We start from the raw sequence: 18808 nt of genomic DNA, 5'->3' as shown, positions 1-18808 counted from the left end.
ATGACTCACTGCACTCAGATGCGTTCAATGATCAGGGCAATACCCTGGCCGCCGCCGATACACATGGTGATCAGCGCGCGCTTTTTACCGATCCGCTCCAGCTCATACAACGCCTTGAGGGTGATGATCGAGCCAGTGGCACCAACCGGGTGACCATGGGCGATGGCACCGCCATTGACGTTGACCTGGCTCGGGTCAAATTCCAATGTTTGCGCAACGGCCATCGCCTGGGACGCAAACGCCTCATTGGACTCGATGATATCGATATCGGCCATGCTCAGGCCTGCACTCTGAAGCGCACGCTTCACCGCCGGAATTGGTCCCAGGCCCATCAGGTGCGGCTCCACGCCGGCAAAAGCAAAGCTGACAAAGCGCGCTCTGGGGGTAAGTCCGCGGTTCTGCGCTTCCTGCTGTGTAGTCAATACCAGTGCCGCCGCCCCATCGTTGATGCCGGATGCGTTACCGGCAGTGACCATTCCGTCCTGCTTGAAGGCGGCTCGCAATTTCTGCAGCCCGTCAAAGGAAATGTCAGCCCGCACATGCTCATCCTGAGTAAAAGGCAGTGTTTCACGCCCCTTACGAACCGGCACCGGAACGATCTGGGTCGCCAGATGACCGGCATTGATTGCGGCGGCCGCTTTCCGGTGGCTGTCACTGGCATACTGGTCCAGCTGTTCACGGGTAAAGCCATACTGATCGGCGATATTTTCGGCCGTGATGCCCATATGACCACTGCCAAAAGGATCACTGAGAATACCAACCGTCATATCAAGCGCCTTGGCATCGCCCATGCGCTGACCGAAACGCATATTCGGCAACAGATAGGCACCCCGGCTCATGCTTTCCGCGCCTCCGGCCAGGGCCATGCGGCTGGCTCCAGCCTGGATCAGCTGGGCTGCCGATATAAGCGACTGTACCGACGAGCCGCACAAGCGATTGACGTTCAGGGCAGCAGAACTGTCCGGCAGACCGCAATTCAGTGCGATATGGCGTGACAGATAGGCATCCTGGGGGCTGGTCGTGATGATGTGACCAAAAACCGAGTGGTCGATCTCGGCCGCATCCACGCCCGCGCGCTCAATGGCGGCACGCCCTGCGAAGGTGCCCAACTCAGCCGGGGTGTAGGCGGATAAACTGCCGCCGAAATCGCCGATCGCAGTACGTGCGCCGGCAAGGATTACGACATCCTGAAGGTTGATTGTCTCGGTCATCGGGTTATTCCTCTTGTTCTTATTGGTTCAGAGCAGGCTTAGCCCGCACGGCCCAGCATGTCGCGGGCAATCACTTCTTTCATGATCTCGGAAGTGCCGGCATAGATCGTCTGGATGCGTGCATCCACATAGAAACGCGAGATCGGATATTCCAGCGTGTAGCCATAGCCACCAAACAGCTGCAGGCATTGATCGACCGCACGGCACTGCATTTCGCTCAGCATCAACTTGAGTGCTGCCGCATCGGTAGTATTCATTTCGCCACCGGAATAACGCTGCAGGCACTGGGTGAAATAGGCACGCCCCATCTCAAGCTCGGCTCGAATCTGCGCAAGGGTAAAGCGTGTGTTCTGGAAATCGGCGATGCGCTGACCAAAGGCACGGCGCTCCTGGACATATTCCAGCGTCAGCTGCAGAGCACCTTCGATCGCTCCCAACGCCTGAGCACCGACGCCAAGACGCTCACGGGGGAGTTCCTGCATCAGGTAGGCAAACCCCTTGCCCTCCTCACCCAGCAAGGCATCGTCCGGCAGGATCAGGTCATCGAAGAAGAGTTCAGCGGTATCGCTGGCATGCTGGCCGATTTTGCGAAGGGAATTGCCACGTGAGAAGCCCGGCAGTCGGGTATCGGCCAGAAACAGGGAGACGCCTCGGGCACCGGCACTCGGGTCGCTCTTGGCACAGATAATGACCATATCGGCCAACTGACCATTAGTGATGAACACCTTGGCACCGTTCAGTTTCCAGCCGCCCTCAACCTTTTCAGCCGTGGTGCGCATGGCGGCCAGATCACTGCCGGCACCGGGCTCGGTCATGGCAATAGCACCGACCACTTCCCCACTGGCCATACGTGGCAGCCAGTACTGCTTCTGCGCCTCACTGCCCAGATGCAAAACATAGGGCATGACGATATTGGCGTGGATGTTGAAACCACTGGCCAGACCTCCGAACCCCTGACGCGAGATCTCTTCACAGATCATCAGGCAGATATCGACACCGGCACCAGAACCACCCAGCTCCTCGGGCAGATCCACACCCAGCAACCCCGACTCACCCAGACGGTTCCAGAGCTCTCTCGGTACCTGGTGCGCTTCTTCCCAGTGTTCATACTCCGGTGCGACTTCCTGTTGCAGAATGCGTCGTACCATCTCTTCAAACAGCGCCCGGTCTTGGTTGCCGCCCGCTGAATCGGCAGTGGACTGTGCCTGTACGTTCATACTGAGCCCTTCTTTTTGTTCTGGTATTGGGGCCACCGTCCGGTGAACCTTTTGGACCATTAAAGAGCTTTGAATCACAACAATGAATGATGCCCGGGGTCGTTTTAATTGATCCTGGAGGCCACTGATTGCACACTGGAGAGAGATACCCATCCGATGATGGTTCATGCATGAACGGAGAGAACGCATGGAAACAAGGGAACTGCCACAGCCGTCCCAGAAGGCGCATATTGCCAATCATTACATCCGCGCCAGCATCACGGGAGCCCTGCACAGAGGTGCAGATGCCAAATTGCTGATGGCAGCCGCCGGGATTCCGGCTTCATGGCTTGACCAGCGCGAACAGTTGATCACCGAGCATCAGCTTAGTGAGCTGATCAAGGCCGTCTGGCGTTTTACCGGCGATGAATTCATGGGATTGGCAACTCGCACCTGCAAGCGTGGTGTATTTTCCCTGATGGCAGAGTTGGCCCAAGGGGCCAAGACGCTGGGAGGGATGATGCAGCAGAGCGCGCGTTTCTACACGGCCATGTCGGATGATCTGGCGATCGGTCTTCAGCTTGAAGACTCGGACCAGCCGCCTCTGGCTTTCTTCCGCCTGGAACTGCAGCATGCATGTAAAGACCCCGACCATCTGTTGCAGGAGTTCATCATGCTGATGTGGCAGCGCTTTGCCAGCTGGCTGGTCGGTCAACAGCTGCCACTTGCCAGCACCTGTTTTGCCTACCCGGCCCCCGAACATGTTCGGGAATATCGCGCCATGTTTCTGGGCGAGCTGCTCTACAGCCAGCCAATGACCGGTTTTTATCTGCACCCTCGCTATCTGCAGCTGCCGATCATCCGCAATGCCACTGAATTACAGGGTTTCCTGCAGGACTGTCCGGCCGTGATTCTGCATCGACCCGTACGTGACAACAGCCTGCAGACTCGGATCAAAGTCCTGCTGCAACGCTATGACCTCGACCAGATGCCGGAACTGGAACAGGTCAGTGAGATGCTGGCGATCGCCCCACGCACCCTGCGCCGTCGACTGCACGAGGAAGGCTCGTCCATCCGACAGATCAAGGAATCCTTACGCCAGGACTTTGCACTCAAGTTGCTGACCAGTGAGCATCTCAGTGTGCAGGAAGTGGCGGAACAGAGTGGTTTTGCCGAAGCGGCTGCCTTCTGTCGGGCCTTCAAACGCTGGACCGGCCTGTCACCGGCGCAGTGGCGAAAAACACAACGGGCATAGTGATGCACACTCAGGAGTGCTGTAGGTTATCTCTTAGTGCCTTAACAAGCTCGGCCAAGTCGCTTACCGTCAGGGTTGGTTCAATACCCCAGGGATCGAAAACGGCATCCGGAGAACGGCTAACCCATGCTGCCTGCATACCCGAGGCTATTGCACCAATCACATCGAAGGAGTTGCCTGAAACCAGCCACGCGGGACTGCCGCTGGTTACGGCCTCGCGCTGAAAATAGCTGTACACTCCCGGGTCCGGCTTGAAGGAACGCTGCTCCTCCACACTGACGACACCCTCGAAATATTGCCGAATCCCGGCATGTTGCAACAAGGTTTCAACTGTTGCAGCGCTGCCGTTGGAAAAGGCGAACAGTCTGAACCCGCCCTGCTGGAGTTCCGCTAATGCAGCTCTCACATCGGGGAATGCTGGTAATTCCTTATAAAATTCCAACAACTGCTTTTTTTGCGCATCATTCAATGGTTGCTGGTATGACTGGCAGCAATATTCGAGCGCATCACGAGTACATATCGAAAAATCGGTGTACATACGCATCAAACCACGACGGAAACTGTACTCCAGCTGTTTTGAACGCCAGGTTTGCGAAAAAGCCGGAGCCGCTTCCCCTATCATCATTTCCAACAGGCTTAGAACGCCCTGTGTATCTATAAGGGTTCCATATACATCAAATGCGAGTGTTGTGGCCATGGTCGCCTCATATGTCTTCGATGCTTGAGGAATATGTACCTTAGCAGTGGCCATGATCCAAGACCAACCGTAGAGGTACTGATCACCTTAGCAAACACCTATACATAAACAGATACTAATATATAATTCAGATATCTCTAATGAAATGGAGCACAACCATGACGCTGAATGCCGCCCTGCGCCTGATGGCCGGGTCTGTTGTTACCCTGAGCCTGGTTCTGAGTTACTACCATAGCCCGCTGTGGCTTTCGCTGACCGCCTTTGTCGGCTTCAACCTGCTGCAATCGGCGTTTACCCGCTGGTGCCCGGCAATGACCATTTTCCGTATACTGGGTTTGAAGGACGAAGTTTGTGACAGCCAGGGAATGAGCATCAACCAGGGTGTGCATATCATCGCCGGTGTATTGATTCTGGCTACCAGCCTGTCGGTGATACTGGCCCTGCTGCCCCAAGCTCTGCTGGTCCTTACGCTTATTATTGGCCTTAGCCTGATTCAGTCGGCCTTTACCGGCTGGTGCCCTGCTATCCTGGTGGCCAAACTGCTGGGCTTCAAGCCAACACACCCGGCTTGACGATGCCAAGGCCGCTCCCATCTTTTCATCCGGGAGCGGCCTTTCTGTTTGCAGGATCGGTCATTGACATGATTGCCATATTGACTGGCCGCACACAGCAATTTTGTACAATTCTGCCAGCCTGTTCAGGTTAAACTAACGCCATGAGCAAACCACGCGAACAGGCCGAGTATAAAACCGTAGACGAACTGGGTGGTTTGGAATACCTCAGAGCCCAATACCACCGGCAGACCTTTTCTCGCCATACGCATGAAGGCTACTGCTTTGGCGTCATTACGACCGGCGCTCAACGCTTTTTGCGCAATGGCGCACGCCACCTTGCCCCACAGAACAGCATTATTCTGGTTAATCATGATGAGGTGCATGACGGTCATTCCGCCACAGAGAACGGCTGGGCCTATCAGGCGATCTATCCATTATCGGAACAGTTGGCACAGGTGCAACGCGAGGCCGGTTTGCCTGTTAAAGGCTCTATCTACTTCCCATCCCCTGTAGTGGAAGATCCCGAGCTTGCCGGCCTGTTCAGGCTCGCGTTCAACCATCTTGATACCTCCGACAACCGGCTGCTGCGCGAAACCCTGGTGTATAACACGCTGCTCAAACTGATCCAGCGTCATGCCAGTATACGCCCCGAGCTTCAGAATCCATCCGCCGCGCGTGCACGCATGGAGTTGGTACGCCAGTTTCTGGATGACCAGCCCGAGGCTGACATTTCACTGGAGGACCTCTCGCGCTTGAGCGGGGTCAGCGTGTTTCATTTGATTCGTCAGTTCCAGGACTGCTTTGGACTGCCACCCCACGCCTATCAGATACAGGCACGCATCAGACTGGCCAAGCGTCTCATCCGGGCCGGTGAATCCCTTGCCGGGACGGCGGTTCAGGCAGGCTTTCATGACCAAAGCCATCTCAGCCGCCATTTCAAAAAGGCGCTGGGTGTGACGCCCGGACAGTTTGCCCGCTTCCATCAATAGAACTGAGCAGCGCGCAATTACATACAAGTCTGATCCTGACTAACACCCTACTCTTGGTTTCCCATTGACCAGGAGCAGATCTGATGACCGACACGGTTTCACCTATCCAGCAGATGCTGGCCGGCACTCGCATGATTCTCCCTCTCACGCTGGCGGTAATTCCCTGGGGGATTCTTGTTGGGGCCTACGGAGTGGAATCCGGCTTGAGTGCGTTGCATACCCAACTGTTATCTTTGAGCGTATTTGCCGGCGCATCTCAGCTGGTTGCCATAGGGATGCTCGAGTCCGGTGCCGGGATGGCTTCCATATTGTTGACCACCCTGCTGATCACTTCACGACACTTTCTCTACGGCCTGGCCATGCGCCAGGATGTGCAATGTCTGCCGGTTCGCTGGCGTGCCGCACTGGGCTTTCTGCTGACCGACGAACTCTTCGTCATTCGTCATGCTCAAAGCCAGCATTTCTGCCGATGGTTTTTAATCGGTGCCGGTTTCAGCTTCTATGCGGGATGGAATCTGGCCACACTGGCCGGCATTCTGGCGGGTCAGCACCTGCCAGACTTGTCGACGCTGGGGTTGGACTTTGCAGTTGTGGCGATTTTCATCGCGCTGCTGGTACCCGTATTGAGCAACCGCCCAGCCTGGGTTTGCGTGTTTGCATCTGCGTTCACCGCCGTACTGACCCACCTGATCCTGTTACCCGGCGGGTTATTGGTGTCCATGCTGGCAGGAATGGGCTGTGGCTACCTGTGCAGTCGATACCGGGGAGAAAAGAGCACATGATGGAGCTGCTGATTCTGGGAATGACCCTGATCGTCTTTTTAAGCCGTTATCTGTTTCTGGAGCCTCTACTCCCTATTCGGCCCGGGCCACGCCTGCTGCACTTTCTGAGCTTTTCGATACCGGCCGTGCTGGCTGCCGTGATTGCTCCCATGATTTTTGTGCAAAACCAGACACTGCAACTGGAGCCGATGAATCCGTATCTTCTGGGTGCGGTGATCGCGGCGGTTTGCATGAAGCTGACCGGAAAAACCCTGCTGACCGTCACGCTCAGCCTGGTTGTTTTCATGTTGTCCCGATTTTTGCATTCAAGCGGATAAAGCCAGCCGATAATTCAGTAGCGCAGCCGAGGGTTATAGCCCCACAGCATCCGGCCCAGCATGCCGAGTCCCAAGCCGATAATGAAGCCGCCACGCAGACCAAACAACAAGGCCCAGAACAAACGGTTGTTCCAGGTTTGAGGTATGGCATTAAGCACATCCTGTGTCGATATGGCAGGTGAGCTATTGCGTGCAGGTGCGCGCAACAGCAGTTCAATGAAGTGGCCCGCTTCGGGTGCCGAGTAATAGAGCAGGAGTGTGAGTGTCACCATATACCACCCCAACAGGCCCGCCAGACGCGCACTACGTACATAAAGGCCGACACCACAAAGCATACAGACGAACAACAGACCACTGCCAACATGGAATAGTGCTACTACTGGTGTGGTTATCACCAGGCATAGGCGCCATAGGTACGATTCACCCAACAGCCTGAACGTATTCAGTAGATGATCAAGTACTTCAACATCCATCTCTTTACCGATCATTCCAACCTTCCATCTGCAGAGGGTCTAATGCCACCACCCAGCGTCCTGATGATCAAGGTACTGAGCGCATCCACGGCCTCTGCCTTGGATAAAAGCCCCCCGGTCAATGCCCGTGCCAACTCATCACTGGCACCATAAATCGAGATCAAATCCCCCAGAGATTGACTCGGCTCCAGTTGCACAACGGGTCCAAATAATTCGTGATAGAAATCTACGAAGTACCGGCAGATGCGTATACGCAGGTCACGGTATTCAGGATAGTTACACAGGGCCGCAACAACGGCATCGTACACTTCGCCGTTGCGCAAAGTGCACTCGAAATAGGCCATCGCCAGCTTGTGAGCCAGCCCTTCCAGCGTCGGGGCACAGGCTTGGTCAAGACCCCGTATATCCTGCACCAGCCGTTCGTCATAGCCTTGATACAGCTGAACCAGTAACCCCTTGCGATCACCAAAGTGGTTATAGGTCACCGGCTTGCTGACGCCGGCACGCTCTGCCAGCGTCAGCAAGGTCAGCCGTTCAGCTCCCTCTTTACGCACAATCTCGGCGGCCAGCCCTAGCAGCTGTTCGCGTCGGTCGGTCTTGCTCATCCGGGTTTGTGTCATTAAGGGCTACCAGATCCTGAACGGTTTGATTTACTGCGCCGCCAGTGGCAGACCGAACACGCGATCAAAACACCAGCTGTAAACAAAGGTGAAGAACATGAAGAACAGCGTCAACCCAGCATCCAGCAGAAAAGCATCCAGAAGGCTCAGATCAAGCCACCAGGCGAACAGCGGCAGTGTCATCGCCACCAGACCCACCTCGAACCCCACCGCATGACTGATTCTGCGAGCGAGACTGCGTCCGCGCACGACCTGCCGCGACTCCCAGAATTCGAACAGGCTGTTGTAGGCCAGATTCCAGACAATCGCGACCACGACCGTGATCACGCCCAACATGCCCGAATGGGCAGCATCCTTATCCGAATAGAGATAGAACGCCGTACTGATCAGAACCAGAGAAATGAATTCATATAACACCACATAGGTGGCCTTGCGCTTGAACCCTTGCATGAGACTACTCCGCTTGAACATGACATGAGACAGCTCTGTGTTCAGGTCATCGTCGCTGCGGACAGTGTGTGCAGGTGGATGCATGCCGCTTTAACAGGTCAGGCACGCGATCAGCAGCCAGGGCCAAAACCCTTATACTGAGAGACTTTTCTCCTGCCAAAAAGGTCAACATTCCAATGCTCCAACAAATTCCAGAAAATTAGCCCACCCGTATAAGTTACCATTGGTAACTTATACGTCAATCGTTCCTGCGCACCTGAAAGTTGACTGTATCGAGACAGCCAGATAGTTTTGCCGCATTCAAGACCAGGTTCGCTGGTTGCCCTATTTGTTACAGAGGTAATTCCATGTCTGACGCCATTCGTTTAACCCAGTACAGTCACGGTGCAGGTTGCGGCTGCAAGATTTCCCCTGCGGTACTGGATACCATTCTGTCAGGCAGTGGCTCTCAGACACTGGACCCACACCTCTGGGTCGGCAACGCCTCTCGTGACGATGCTGCGGTTTATGCGTTTGACGAGAAAACCGGCATTGTCTCGACCACCGATTTCTTCATGCCAATCGTTGATGACCCGTACGACTTCGGCCGCATTGCCGCCACCAATGCCATCAGTGATATTTATGCCATGGGCGGCACACCGATGATGGCGATCGCCATTCTGGGCTGGCCGATCAACCTGATTCCGGCCGAAGTGGCCGGTGAAGTGATTCGGGGTGCGCGCTCTGTGTGCGATGCAGCGGGCATGCCACTGGCAGGTGGTCATTCCATCGATGCACCCGAGCCCATTTTCGGCCTTGCGGTCACCGGACGTGTCGACAAGGACCGCCTGAAACGTAATGACAGCGCCGAAGCCGGCAACCGACTCTATCTGACCAAGCCACTGGGCATCGGTATCCTCACCACTGCCGAGAAGCAGGGCAAGCTGCGCAGCGATGATGTGGGTGTTGCCCGTGATCTCATGTGTACACTCAACAGTGCCGGGCAGTGCTTTGCTGCGCTGGAAGGTGTCTGCGCCATGACCGATGTGACCGGCTTCGGTCTGTTGGGCCACCTGGTTGAGATGGCCGATGGCAGTGGCTTGACCGCCCGACTGAACTACGAGGCTGTACCGCGCATTGTCGGTATCGATCACTATCTGGCTGAAGGCTGTGTACCGGGTGGAACCGGGCGCAACTTCGATAGCTATGGGCATCGTGTTGCCAGCCTCGACGCTGACCAGAAACAGCTCCTGTGTGACCCTCAAACCAGTGGCGGCCTGCTGGTCGCGGTCAAACCGGAAGCAGAACAGGCGTTCCTGGCCAGCGCTGATGAACTTGGCCTGTCACTGCAACCGATTGGTGAACTGGTCACCGCAGGTGAGTTCGCGGTTGAGGTGTTTTGATGCGCAATAACAGCGAAGACTATCGCAAGATCTTTCTGAGCGGCGTGCCGCTGATCGATACCCGTGCGCCGGTCGAGTTTGCCAAGGGTACCTTCCCGACCAGCCAGAACCTGCCACTGATGACCGATGACGAGCGCCATAAGGTCGGTACCTGCTATAAGCAGCATGGTCAGGAGGCTGCCATCAAGCTGGGACATCGTCTTGTAGACGGTGCCGTCAAGGACGAACGTGTTCGTGCCTGGGTGGAGTTTGCCCAAGCCAACCCTGAAGGCTATCTGTACTGTTTCCGTGGTGGCCTGCGCTCGCGCATTACCCAGCAATGGCTGCACGACGCCGGCATCGACTACCCGATGATTATCGGTGGCTACAAGGCGCTACGTGGCTTCCTGATCGAGACACTGAATGAGGCTGCCGAACAATGCAGCTTCATTCAACTGGGTGGTTTAACCGGTTGTGGCAAGACCGAGTTGCTGCTTCAGCTGGACAATGCTCTCAACCTGGAGGGACATGCCAACCACCGGGGCTCCAGCTTCGGTCGTCATGCACTGCCCCAGCCGACACAGATCAACTTCGAGAACGCCCTGGCAATCGATATCCTGCGCAAGCGTGCTGAGGGGATCAACCACTTCGTGGTCGAAGATGAAAACCGCGCCATCGGCAGTTGCCATGTTCCGCTTGAACTGCACCGCCGCTTTGTCGATTCTCCGCTGGTATGGCTGGAAGACAGCCTCGACAGCCGTGTCGAGCGTATCCTCAAGGACTATGTAATTGATCTCTCCGCCGAGTTCACCGAACTCAAGGGCGAAGATGAAGGCTTCCCTGCCTATGCCGCTCGCCTGCGCCAGAGCCTGAAAAACATCACCAAGCGCCTCGGCAGTGAGCGTTATCAGCGCCTTGCCGATATTATGGACCAAGCGCTGACAATTCAGCAGCAGACCGGCGATACCGCCCTGCACAGGGACTGGATCTCGGCACTATTGAGCGAGTATTACGACCCCATGTACTGCTTCCAGAGTGAACGCAATGCGTCACGGATCGTTTTCCGCGGCAACCGTGCTGAAGTGCTGGAATACCTGTCGCAATAGCCCTGTTTGCGCCCTCAACCTGGGGTGAACGGCCTGCTAATTGCCGTTCATCCACTCAGGTGGATGTTGCCCTCCTCATCCAGGCGCCAGAAAGGGTTGAAGGCGACTTCCCAAAGGTGTCCATCGGGGTCGGCAAAATAGCCCGAGTAACCACCCCAGAAGACCTTCTGAGCCGGCTTGACCAGCTGCCCCCCGGCCTCGACCGCTCTTGCCAGAATCACGTCGGTTTCCTCGTGAGAGGCCGTATTGTAGGCCAGCGTAATGCCCTTGAAACCAGCCCCACCAGGGTTCATCTTCGCATCTTCAGCCAACGCCTCGCGAGGATAGAGTGCAAGAATGAGCCCGTTCAGCTGGAAAAAGACAATCTGCCCTTCACAGACACCGGCGCTCCATCCCATGGATTCGTAGAAAGTGCGTGACCGGTCCAGGCTTTCAACCCCCAGTGTGATGACACTGACACGCTGCTGCATTTCCACGTTCATAGATTAATCACCTCAATTGATCGCTGGGCGATGATGGCCAATCAAAGTATAGGCCCAGGTTCGCAGCGGGACATCCGTATAAAAAATTGAATTCTCGCACTGTGAAGTGATGCAAAACCGTTCAATCTGTCCCTATCATTTTTAAAATTTTTATACCTGTATATACCCGGATTACACGCGTAACCTGCCGCAGAAGTTTCTAGCGGATCATCACGATGGAAAAAATACCTGTTGTCCAAGAACATACGCCTGCCTTTGCCAAAGACGGGAAATTCCATGTACGTCTGATCGAAGGGCGTTTCCAGAACCTTCGCCGATTGACCACCTGGCCACTGATTGCCCTGTTTTTCGGTCTTGTCTGGATCCAGGTCGATGGCACTCCCTGGTTGTTGTTCTCCTTCGAGCAACGACGCATCATTCTGTTTGGTTCTGCCCTGTCCTGGCATGATCTGCCACTGCTGGCGGGCCTGATGATCGCGGGGGCCTGCCTGCTGTTCTTTATGGCAGTTGCCTGGGGGCGGGTCTGGTGCGGCTTTGCCTGTCCGCAAAGCATCTGGACCTGGCTGTTCATTCGCATCGAGGACTTCACTGAGGGCCGTGCCAGCAAGCGAGCCAAGCAGGAGCAAAAAGGACTGACAACCGAACTGTTGCTGCGTCGAACTGCCAAGCACCTGCTGTGGTGGCTGCTTTCATTTGCCACCGCCATCACCTTCACTGGCTATTTCATACCGGTTCGAGAGATCACCGACGCTCTATTTACACTTCAGTTGTCGCCGGCACTGGGCGGCTGGCTGCTGATCATGGCCGGACTGACCTACGCCAATGCCGGCCTGGTACGGGAAAAGATCTGCCTGCACGCCTGCCCCTACTCCCGCTTTCAGGGCGTCATGTTCGACCGAGACACGCGCACCGTGGCCTATGACGTTAAACGGGGCGAACCACGCTCTCACAAACGAGCGCAGGGCAACAACAGCGGTGACTGCGTTGATTGCGGCCTCTGTGTGCAGGTTTGTCCCACTGGCATCGATATCCGCAACGGTCTTCAGGCGGCCTGTATCGACTGCGGCGCCTGCATCGATGCCTGCGATATGGTGATGGATAAGCTCAACAAACCCAGGGGCCTGATCCGTTTTGCATCGGAAACGGAACTGTCAGCCGACAAGCCTCGCTTCATGCGCCCTCGCCTGATTGGCTATGGTACGGCGATCGTCTGTGCGACAGCGGCTGTGCTCTATGGGTTCACCTCAACAACCAGCCTGCTGGTCGAGGTGCGCCGTGATCGCAATGCCCTGTTTATCCAGCTGGATGAAGATACCTTCTGTAATACCTACAGGGTCAAGGTCGAAAGCTTTGCCGATACAGAGTCGATGATCAACGTCTCCGTTATCGGTGACCGGGACTATGAACTCTTTGGTCCCTTGCAGATTGATATGCGTGAAACCGGCTCTGCCTGGGTACCCTACCGCGTATGCGCATCGGATGTAGACACATCGAGATCGGAACTGGCCTTCAACTTTAATGGCCTATCTGTTGCAGCGAGCAAGCAGACCACCTTCCTGGCGCGCCCCGTTCCAAAACAATAACGGGTATCGCCCGCAGCACTCTGTGCTGCGGGCGTTTTCCTCAGGCAATCCTTACGCGCAATTTCGTTCAATACCCGCCATGAGTCAGCCTCTAGACTGCAACCAGCAATACAGTCGGAGGTATCAAAATGTTCAGTCTTCTCCTCTCCATGGCGGCCTTTGCCTTTATTGGTGCAATCACGCCGGGACCCGTCAATATCATTGCGACCAGTTCAGGGGCTACCTTTGGGGCAGCGCGCACCTGTCCGCATGTACTGGGCGCGACACTTGGCTATACTCTGGTGGTGCTCGCAGCAGGCCTGTTGCTCACCTTACTTGGCGAGCAACTGCCAGGCTTCACCGAGGTGCTGTACTACGTCGGCGGTCTGTTTCTGCTCTATATGGCCTATCGCATTGGCTCAATGAAACAGGTGGGCAGCACTGACGGTGATTCAATTGCACAACCTCCGAGGCTGATCGAAGGTGCGCTGGTACAGATGCTCAACCCCAAGGCATGGATGGTTTCCATGTCGGGCGTTGCACTGTTTGTCAGCCAGCAGCCTGACAGCCTGAAGTGGTTGCTGGTTTTTTCCGCAGTATCTTTCGGCATGTGCTTTCTGGGTGTAGGCTTCTGGGCCATCGCTGGTCAATTGATCCGACAGCTGCTCAGCAGCGAAGGACGGCAGATTGCTTTCAACCGGCTGTTGGGTGGCCTGCTGGCCATCACCGTGCTGGTGATGTTTGCTGAACAATGGGGAATTTGATCATGGCTCAGGAAAGCCAACGCCAAAACACTACTCACCTCGCCCAGAGCCCTGCATTGCCATGGGTCGAGATGCGTTTGGCCAACCAGTCCTCTGCCTGCTACCAGGCCCATGCCCACGACGAATTCTCGTTCGGAGTGATCGATGCCGGCCGCGCCAGTTATCGTAATCGTCGGCAACAGCACGAGACCCATGCCGGCATGCTGGTAACGATCAACCCGGGTGACATTCATGCCTGCAACCCTGAAAAAGGTGTCTGGTCCTACCGCATGCTGTTTATCGATACCGACTGGCTTGGACAGCTGCAGTCGGAAATGTTTGGCCCCTCAGCCGAAGACTATTGCCCTTTCCGCAACGATCTCGAAACCAAGGCCGCCTGCTATCAGGGATTTGATCGGCTTTACCAACGGCTGCTGGATGGGGCCCAATCACTGGCGGCGGAAAGTGAGCTAATCGAATTTATCTGCCCACTGCTGGCAGGCAAGCCGGTCACACTGAATGACCGACACAAGTGCCTGCCTGAGCTTGACCGTATCAGTGAGTTGATTCAGGACCGTCTGGAAGACAACCTGACACTGGAAGAGTTGAGTGAAGTCAGTGGGTTCAGTCGTTACCAGCTGATACGACTCTTTCGCAAGCATTACGGCTTGCCGCCTCATGCCTGGCAGCTCGATCAGCGCATTCGTCGTGCACGCCAGTTACTCAAGCAATCCAGGGCATCCCTGGGTGAAATCGCCCTGCAACTGGGGTTTGCCGATCAGGCACACTTTCAGCGCCATTTCAGGCAGCGTACCGCACTGACCCCGGGGCAGTTTCAGGCTTTTTTTCGTTAGCGACTGACAGGATCAGTCTCCACCGTCACCGCCGCCCCCTCCACAGCCCCCACCGGCATCACCGCCACAGGAGTCGCCTGCACCTGAATCACCGCCGCCCGCAGAATCCGCTGCATGCCCGGAGCGCCCTTTACTCCTTCGCCGCAGCGATGCTGGTGCTTTGCGTTTAGAACTCCTGCTTTTGCGCCAAATGATCAGCATGACCGCGGCTGCCACCATCAGAATTACAATGTGATCGTCACTCATCATGCTCCCTCATGACTGAATTAACGGCTTTAGCCATGAGTACTAAAGCAGTAGCTCGTGCATCTGATTTGATATGACTATCAGCAGATTACCCCTCACATTTCTTCCAGAACCTTACCACAGAGTTCAGCTCTGACTTGCGCAAAAACCGTCTACCGCTTCTATTAGATCTTGAGTATTGCAAGCGCAAGATACTATCGAGGGTTATTATCCAAAAAGTGTCGGTTCACGCAGTTGAGAAATAACGTCAGATACCTGCTTTCAATTACAGCAGGATGCCTGGCCCGTGAGCTATGCGACGCGCCGGATCCATGACATGCTGAAGAGCACAAGCAGGTTTCCAGGGAGAATTGAATGAATCACGAACGCTTTTCACTGCAGGGCAAGAACGCTTTGGTAACGGGCGCTTCCAGCGGACTGGGTTGGCATTTCGCTAAAGTACTGGCTGAAGCGGGTGCTACGGTGACGGTCAGTGCTCGTCGTAAGGATCGGCTCGACACCCTGGTGAGCGAGATCGAGGCAAGCGGTGGCAAGGCCTTGGCCGTTGTCATGGATGTAAGCGACAGCGCCTCCATCATCGAAGCCTTTGATCAGGCAGAAGCCAGCTTCGGAGTGATCGATGTATTGGTTAACAACGCCGGTATTGGTGATCCCGATGCCTTTCTCACCATGAGCGAGGCATCCTGGGACAATATGATGGATATCAATCTCAAGAGCGTATGGCGCATCGCACAAGAAGCCAGCCGTCGCCTGGTTGAAGCCCGCAAGCCCGGCAGCATCGTCAATATCGCCTCAATCCTGGGCCTGAGGGTCGGCAGCCAGCTGAGCCATTATGCGACAGCCAAGGCCGGTGTGGTTCAACTCACCAAGGCTATGGGCCTGGAGCTGGCGCGCCACAACATCCGCGTCAATGCAATCGCCCCAGGTTACTTCCTCACCGAGATGAACCGGGAGTTCTTCGCCACTGACAAGGGGAAGTCCTATATCGATCAGAAAGTACCCATGTGCCGTTTGGGTGATATCGAAGAGCTGAGCGGTCCGCTGTTGCTGCTGGCCAGCAATGCAGGTGCTTTCATGACCGGCACCATACTGAATGTTGATGGTGGACACCTCAATAATGCCCTCTGACCCAACCGCCTGTTCCCTATCAGGCCGGCGCTTCCCAGCGGGTGCTTTCAAAGCGATTGAGCAAACGGTCCATGACGAACACCACCATCAGGGATATGAGCACGGCCACTGCCAGAGAGCTGAATCGATAGAGATCACTGAAGAACAGGTCGCGTTCAGGCGTGACATACTGACCAAACAGTATGGCCATGGTGGTGACGGCGGCAAAGCCAGCCCCCGAGGGACCTCCCTCCAGCATGTGGTAGCGGCCAAATACCAGCAAACTGATCCAGAGACCCATCGTGATGAAGGGCAGCACATCGAAGTGGGTCATCAGGACGAACTGGATCACAAGCCCGGCGTTGCAGCCAACCAGAGTGCCCAGAGTACGGTTCCAGGCAGACGGAATTGCACCTCGCCAGCTCATCGGAAAAACAACCAGCAGGCTGGCAATCTGGGCTGATAGCGAGGTTGGCAGATCGAAAACCTGGAAGGTCACGAAGGACAGCGTCGCTACCGTAGTCGCCAGGATCACTTCATGCCTGCGGCTGCTGGCGGTTTTGGTACATGCCGGACGCGGTGCGCGTGGCTCCACATCAGGCAGCAGGATGTGCATCAGGTTACAGATCAGCAAGGTGGTGGCCGTCGACATCAGAAAAGAGGCGATGATGTCAGACACATTTGCGCCGGGGTAGCTGGCAAAGTTGAGCATCATCGACAGGCTGACCACCCCAAGGGCGCCAAACAGCAGGTTCACACCGCGGCTCATCTCCCGGAACAGCAAGGCGAAAAGCGCCATCATCAGCAGTGTCATCGGTACCGGTTTATCTCCAAAAATTCCCTGTACCAGCAAAATCACCGGTACAACCAGCAGTACGGCCCCCAGATACTGACGTATTACATGGGGCACCAGCCTCGGTACCATGCCCAAAAGAAAAATGGGCATTACGGTAAAGAAGGCACCGTAATTCCAGTTCATCAGCTTGCACAGCAGAAACCCCAGGGTGCCACCCAACGCCATGCGCAGGCACTGGCGCAAGTCGTTGCCATTCATCGTGGTTTTGCCGGCGATCAGGATGGGACGAAATTTGCGCATGATCGCCTCAGTAGATGTAATGCATCAGGCTGATGGCGTGAATCTGCAAGGCTCCAAGCCACTGCGCCAGCCCCTGAACCGGAAACAGCTGTACGGTTGCGCGTGCACCAGTCGGCAGCGCCAGCGGCTCGTGCGTGCCGTCGAGCTCCAGATGGACGCGCTGGCGCTGTGCATTACGAACCCAGCGATCGGTTACTTCCGGGGCCGCCAGTCGCCCATCTGCCAACAGCTGGCCTTCCTGTGTGCCGGCATCACGGGCCACGAAATGAGCCTTGAACACCTGACCGGGATAAGCATCGAATACGATGGACGCCTCGTCTCCTGGCCGCAGATAACTGAGAGATTTTTCGCGGAAGTCCGCCACAATATCAGCTTCATCGGCCACCAGTGCTGCCAGGCCATTTCCGGCCTTGGCATAGGTGCCCTCGCGTACCTGCAAGTTTGAAATCACTCCGGCCGATTCCGCACGCACTTCGGTATAAGCCAGATTCAGGCGCGCCTGTTCCAGCGCGTTGCGAGCCTGGGATTCACGAACATTGGAGTCATCGCGCCGACCACGCTGCACCTCGAGTTTAGCGACTTCAGCTGTGGCGCTGTCGAGCGTAGCTTTGGCAGACACCAAGCGTGCGTGTATCTGCTCATACTGTTGTTCAGATACACTATGACTACGCTTCAGAATTTCCAGCCGTTTGCTTTCACGTTCCAGCTCTACGGCAGTGGCTCTTGCAGCCGTCACCCGGGCTTCAGCCGCCTTAACAGCGGCGTCCAGTTGGGCGTTTTGCTGACGAACAGCCTGCAGCGCCAGTTCAGCCTGTTCCACGGCCAATGCAAAGGGACGCTGATCGATCACAAACAGCAGCTCCCCCGCTTCTACATGCTGGTTGTTGTTAACATGCACTTCGGTCACCTGACCACTTATTCTCGGCGCCACCCCTACGACAGGGTGTAGCACCCGTGACTGGGGTGTTAATGGCATCCACAGGTCTGCCGCCAGGAAGTACACAAACGCCACAACAAAGGCGACCAGTGACAGACGCACCCAGCGGGCAAAGCTCTGATCAGGTGTCATTAAGCCTCCTCCAATTTTGTTAAACAGTTCTGGGCATTGACCTCCATGCGCAACAGCACGTCAGCAAAGACATTCAATTGCTCGTCACTAAGTCCCTCATACATCTCACGCCGTATGGCCAGGATGTAGCCGGCAAGTTCATCCACCATCTCGCGACCGCTATCAGTCAGCCACAAGCAATGCGCCCGTCTATCGTTGGGATCCGGACGACGTTCAATTAGCCCCTGCTCCTGCAATTGCTTGATCGTGCGTGTCAGCGAAGGCAGTTCAATCATCAAACTCTTCGCCAATGCCTGTTGCGTACAGCCCTCACCCGTTTTTTTCAGCAACATCAACGCCGTCCAGCGTGACTCTGTCATACCAAGGTGTGCGACTGCCTTGTTGACGGCACTTCGCCAATGCCTGAATACCCGACCCAGAAAAACGCCGAGAGAAGGCTCGAGCGATTCATACAGTTGCGGCTTGTTGGCTGACATGAGATTCCCCCAAAGAATCCGGTGAACTTACTTAGCATGCTAAGTATCCATTTAAGCAAAACTGGATTTAGTTAGCAAACTAAGTGTTTAGCCGATCTCACCCTTCCGCCCTCCGGCAGTTAGCCTCACAATCTGTGAACGGCCGCTACTGCTGCTGACAGT

At 55.7% G+C, this 18808-nt stretch carries 21 protein-coding genes; 11 read left to right on the top strand and 10 right to left on the bottom strand.

All coding sequences use genetic code 11. From position 1 onward, the window contains the following. Positions 1-14 precede the first annotated feature (14 nt). Entirely contained in the window at positions 15-1211 is a 1197-nt protein-coding gene (bktB, locus tag ABD013_RS04060) for a beta-ketothiolase BktB (protein WP_343802654.1), read from the bottom strand. Positions 1212-1249: 38 nt separating this feature from the next. Beyond that, complete coding sequence (locus tag ABD013_RS04055; RefSeq protein WP_343802651.1) at positions 1250-2428, bottom strand: acyl-CoA dehydrogenase family protein; 1179 nt, start codon at positions 2426-2428, stop codon at positions 1250-1252. Positions 2429-2615: 187 nt separating this feature from the next. Between ABD013_RS04055 and ABD013_RS04050 the strand changes: the two genes are divergently transcribed. Next, positions 2616-3662, top strand: coding sequence for an AraC family transcriptional regulator (locus ABD013_RS04050; RefSeq protein WP_343802648.1), 1047 nt, complete (start codon positions 2616-2618; stop codon positions 3660-3662). A 10-nt stretch (positions 3663-3672) separates the two neighbouring features. On the opposite strand, the gene ABD013_RS04045 is transcribed toward ABD013_RS04050, so the two are convergent. After that, entirely contained in the window at positions 3673-4359 is a 687-nt protein-coding gene (locus tag ABD013_RS04045) for a haloacid dehalogenase type II (RefSeq protein ID WP_343802645.1), read from the bottom strand. 158 nt (positions 4360-4517) lie between these two features. Between ABD013_RS04045 and ABD013_RS04040 the strand changes: the two genes are divergently transcribed. From ABD013_RS04040 to ABD013_RS04025, 4 genes are all read left to right on the top strand, one after another. After that, entirely contained in the window at positions 4518-4931 is a 414-nt protein-coding gene (locus tag ABD013_RS04040) for a YgaP family membrane protein (RefSeq protein WP_343802642.1), read from the top strand. A 143-nt stretch (positions 4932-5074) separates the two neighbouring features. Continuing rightward, positions 5075-5902: an AraC family transcriptional regulator gene (locus ABD013_RS04035; RefSeq protein ID WP_343802639.1), complete on the top strand. Its 828-nt coding sequence runs from the start codon at positions 5075-5077 to the stop codon at positions 5900-5902. 83 nt (positions 5903-5985) lie between these two features. Further along, the gene (locus tag ABD013_RS04030) at positions 5986-6684 is read left to right on the top strand and encodes an AzlC family ABC transporter permease (protein WP_343802636.1); all 699 of its coding nucleotides are present in this window, start codon (positions 5986-5988) and stop codon (positions 6682-6684) included. Then, entirely contained in the window at positions 6681-7001 is a 321-nt protein-coding gene (locus ABD013_RS04025) for an AzlD domain-containing protein (protein WP_343802633.1), read from the top strand. The genes ABD013_RS04030 and ABD013_RS04025 overlap by 4 nt, the downstream gene beginning before the upstream one ends. Before the next feature lie 14 nt (positions 7002-7015). Here ABD013_RS04025 and ABD013_RS04020 read toward each other — a convergent pair whose 3' ends face one another. From ABD013_RS04020 to ABD013_RS04010, 3 genes are read right to left on the bottom strand one after another with little or no spacing between them, the layout of a single operon-like run. Further along, positions 7016-7489 (bottom strand): hypothetical protein, encoded by a 474-nt coding sequence (locus ABD013_RS04020; RefSeq protein ID WP_343802630.1) that lies wholly within the window; start codon positions 7487-7489, stop codon positions 7016-7018. Next, complete coding sequence (locus ABD013_RS04015) at positions 7486-8094, bottom strand: TetR/AcrR family transcriptional regulator (RefSeq protein ID WP_343802627.1); 609 nt, start codon at positions 8092-8094, stop codon at positions 7486-7488. The genes ABD013_RS04020 and ABD013_RS04015 overlap by 4 nt, the downstream gene beginning before the upstream one ends. A gap of 30 nt (positions 8095-8124) precedes the next feature. Beyond that, positions 8125-8544 carry a PACE efflux transporter gene (locus ABD013_RS04010; protein WP_343802624.1) on the bottom strand — a complete coding sequence of 140 codons (420 nt, stop codon included), beginning with the start codon at positions 8542-8544 and terminating at the stop codon, positions 8125-8127. A gap of 347 nt (positions 8545-8891) precedes the next feature. Between ABD013_RS04010 and selD the strand changes: the two genes are divergently transcribed. Both selD and mnmH read left to right on the top strand, forming a co-directional pair. After that, positions 8892-9926, top strand: coding sequence for a selenide, water dikinase SelD (gene selD / locus ABD013_RS04005; protein ID WP_343802621.1), 1035 nt, complete (start codon positions 8892-8894; stop codon positions 9924-9926). Further along, positions 9926-11011, top strand: coding sequence for a tRNA 2-selenouridine(34) synthase MnmH (mnmH, locus tag ABD013_RS04000; RefSeq protein ID WP_343802618.1), 1086 nt, complete (start codon positions 9926-9928; stop codon positions 11009-11011). The genes selD and mnmH overlap by 1 nt, the downstream gene beginning before the upstream one ends. Before the next feature lie 47 nt (positions 11012-11058). Here the strand turns inward: mnmH and ABD013_RS03995 are convergent, their stop codons facing one another. Next, positions 11059-11493: a VOC family protein gene (locus tag ABD013_RS03995; RefSeq protein ID WP_343802615.1), complete on the bottom strand. Its 435-nt coding sequence runs from the start codon at positions 11491-11493 to the stop codon at positions 11059-11061. 215 nt (positions 11494-11708) lie between these two features. On the opposite strand from ABD013_RS03995, the gene ccoG reads away from it, so the two are divergent. From ccoG to ABD013_RS03975, 4 genes are all read left to right on the top strand, one after another. Then, on the top strand, positions 11709-13076 hold the full coding sequence (ccoG, locus tag ABD013_RS03990; protein ID WP_343802611.1) for a cytochrome c oxidase accessory protein CcoG: 1368 nt from the start codon (positions 11709-11711) through the stop codon (positions 13074-13076). 128 nt (positions 13077-13204) lie between these two features. Continuing rightward, positions 13205-13819, top strand: a complete 615-nt coding sequence (locus ABD013_RS03985) for a LysE family translocator (protein ID WP_343802608.1) — start codon at positions 13205-13207, stop codon at positions 13817-13819. A 2-nt stretch (positions 13820-13821) separates the two neighbouring features. After that, positions 13822-14652, top strand: coding sequence for an AraC family transcriptional regulator (locus ABD013_RS03980; RefSeq protein ID WP_343802605.1), 831 nt, complete (start codon positions 13822-13824; stop codon positions 14650-14652). Between the two features lie 600 nt (positions 14653-15252). Next, on the top strand, positions 15253-16026 hold the full coding sequence (locus ABD013_RS03975; RefSeq protein ID WP_343802602.1) for an SDR family NAD(P)-dependent oxidoreductase: 774 nt from the start codon (positions 15253-15255) through the stop codon (positions 16024-16026). Between the two features lie 19 nt (positions 16027-16045). Here the strand turns inward: ABD013_RS03975 and ABD013_RS03970 are convergent, their stop codons facing one another. From ABD013_RS03970 to ABD013_RS03960, 3 genes are read right to left on the bottom strand one after another with little or no spacing between them, the layout of a single operon-like run. Further along, on the bottom strand, positions 16046-17101 hold the full coding sequence (locus ABD013_RS03970) for a DUF2955 domain-containing protein (RefSeq protein ID WP_343802599.1): 1056 nt from the start codon (positions 17099-17101) through the stop codon (positions 16046-16048). A gap of 7 nt (positions 17102-17108) precedes the next feature. Further along, entirely contained in the window at positions 17109-18170 is a 1062-nt protein-coding gene (locus tag ABD013_RS03965) for an HlyD family secretion protein (protein ID WP_343802596.1), read from the bottom strand. Next, entirely contained in the window at positions 18170-18646 is a 477-nt protein-coding gene (locus ABD013_RS03960) for a MarR family winged helix-turn-helix transcriptional regulator (RefSeq protein WP_343802593.1), read from the bottom strand. Before ABD013_RS03960 ends, ABD013_RS03965 begins: the two co-directional genes overlap by 1 nt. Between the last annotated feature and the right edge of the window lie 162 nt (positions 18647-18808).

The organism is Marinobacterium maritimum, assembly GCF_039523155.1.
Lineage (GTDB): Bacteria > Pseudomonadota > Gammaproteobacteria > Pseudomonadales > Balneatricaceae > Marinobacterium > Marinobacterium maritimum.
The sequence above is the reverse complement of the archived record's forward strand: the minus strand, read 5'-3'. Positions and strand labels throughout refer to the sequence as shown.

Bases quoted from the DNA above. Each gene is read 5' to 3' on its own strand.
- selD (WP_343802621.1), top strand. From the start codon at position 8,892: ATGTCTGACGCCATTCGTTTAACCCAGTACAGTCACGGTGCAGGTTGC.
- ABD013_RS04045 (WP_343802645.1), bottom strand. From the start codon at position 4,359: ATGGCCACAACACTCGCATTTGATGTATATGGAACCCTTATAGATACA.
- ABD013_RS03970 (WP_343802599.1), bottom strand. From the start codon at position 17,101: ATGCGCAAATTTCGTCCCATCCTGATCGCCGGCAAAACCACGATGAAT.
- ABD013_RS04040 (WP_343802642.1), top strand. From the start codon at position 4,518: ATGACGCTGAATGCCGCCCTGCGCCTGATGGCCGGGTCTGTTGTTACC.
- ABD013_RS03985 (WP_343802608.1), top strand. From the start codon at position 13,205: ATGTTCAGTCTTCTCCTCTCCATGGCGGCCTTTGCCTTTATTGGTGCA.
- ABD013_RS04015 (WP_343802627.1), bottom strand. From the start codon at position 8,094: ATGACACAAACCCGGATGAGCAAGACCGACCGACGCGAACAGCTGCTA.
- ABD013_RS04050 (WP_343802648.1), top strand. From the start codon at position 2,616: ATGGAAACAAGGGAACTGCCACAGCCGTCCCAGAAGGCGCATATTGCC.
- ABD013_RS04025 (WP_343802633.1), top strand. From the start codon at position 6,681: ATGATGGAGCTGCTGATTCTGGGAATGACCCTGATCGTCTTTTTAAGC.
- ccoG (WP_343802611.1), top strand. From the start codon at position 11,709: ATGGAAAAAATACCTGTTGTCCAAGAACATACGCCTGCCTTTGCCAAA.
- ABD013_RS03995 (WP_343802615.1), bottom strand. From the start codon at position 11,493: ATGAACGTGGAAATGCAGCAGCGTGTCAGTGTCATCACACTGGGGGTT.
- ABD013_RS04020 (WP_343802630.1), bottom strand. From the start codon at position 7,489: ATGATCGGTAAAGAGATGGATGTTGAAGTACTTGATCATCTACTGAAT.
- mnmH (WP_343802618.1), top strand. From the start codon at position 9,926: ATGCGCAATAACAGCGAAGACTATCGCAAGATCTTTCTGAGCGGCGTG.
- bktB (WP_343802654.1), bottom strand. From the start codon at position 1,211: ATGACCGAGACAATCAACCTTCAGGATGTCGTAATCCTTGCCGGCGCA.
- ABD013_RS03980 (WP_343802605.1), top strand. From the start codon at position 13,822: ATGGCTCAGGAAAGCCAACGCCAAAACACTACTCACCTCGCCCAGAGC.
- ABD013_RS04010 (WP_343802624.1), bottom strand. From the start codon at position 8,544: ATGCAAGGGTTCAAGCGCAAGGCCACCTATGTGGTGTTATATGAATTC.
- ABD013_RS03965 (WP_343802596.1), bottom strand. From the start codon at position 18,170: ATGACACCTGATCAGAGCTTTGCCCGCTGGGTGCGTCTGTCACTGGTC.
- ABD013_RS04035 (WP_343802639.1), top strand. From the start codon at position 5,075: ATGAGCAAACCACGCGAACAGGCCGAGTATAAAACCGTAGACGAACTG.
- ABD013_RS03960 (WP_343802593.1), bottom strand. From the start codon at position 18,646: ATGTCAGCCAACAAGCCGCAACTGTATGAATCGCTCGAGCCTTCTCTC.
- ABD013_RS03975 (WP_343802602.1), top strand. From the start codon at position 15,253: ATGAATCACGAACGCTTTTCACTGCAGGGCAAGAACGCTTTGGTAACG.
- ABD013_RS04055 (WP_343802651.1), bottom strand. From the start codon at position 2,428: ATGAACGTACAGGCACAGTCCACTGCCGATTCAGCGGGCGGCAACCAA.
- ABD013_RS04030 (WP_343802636.1), top strand. From the start codon at position 5,986: ATGACCGACACGGTTTCACCTATCCAGCAGATGCTGGCCGGCACTCGC.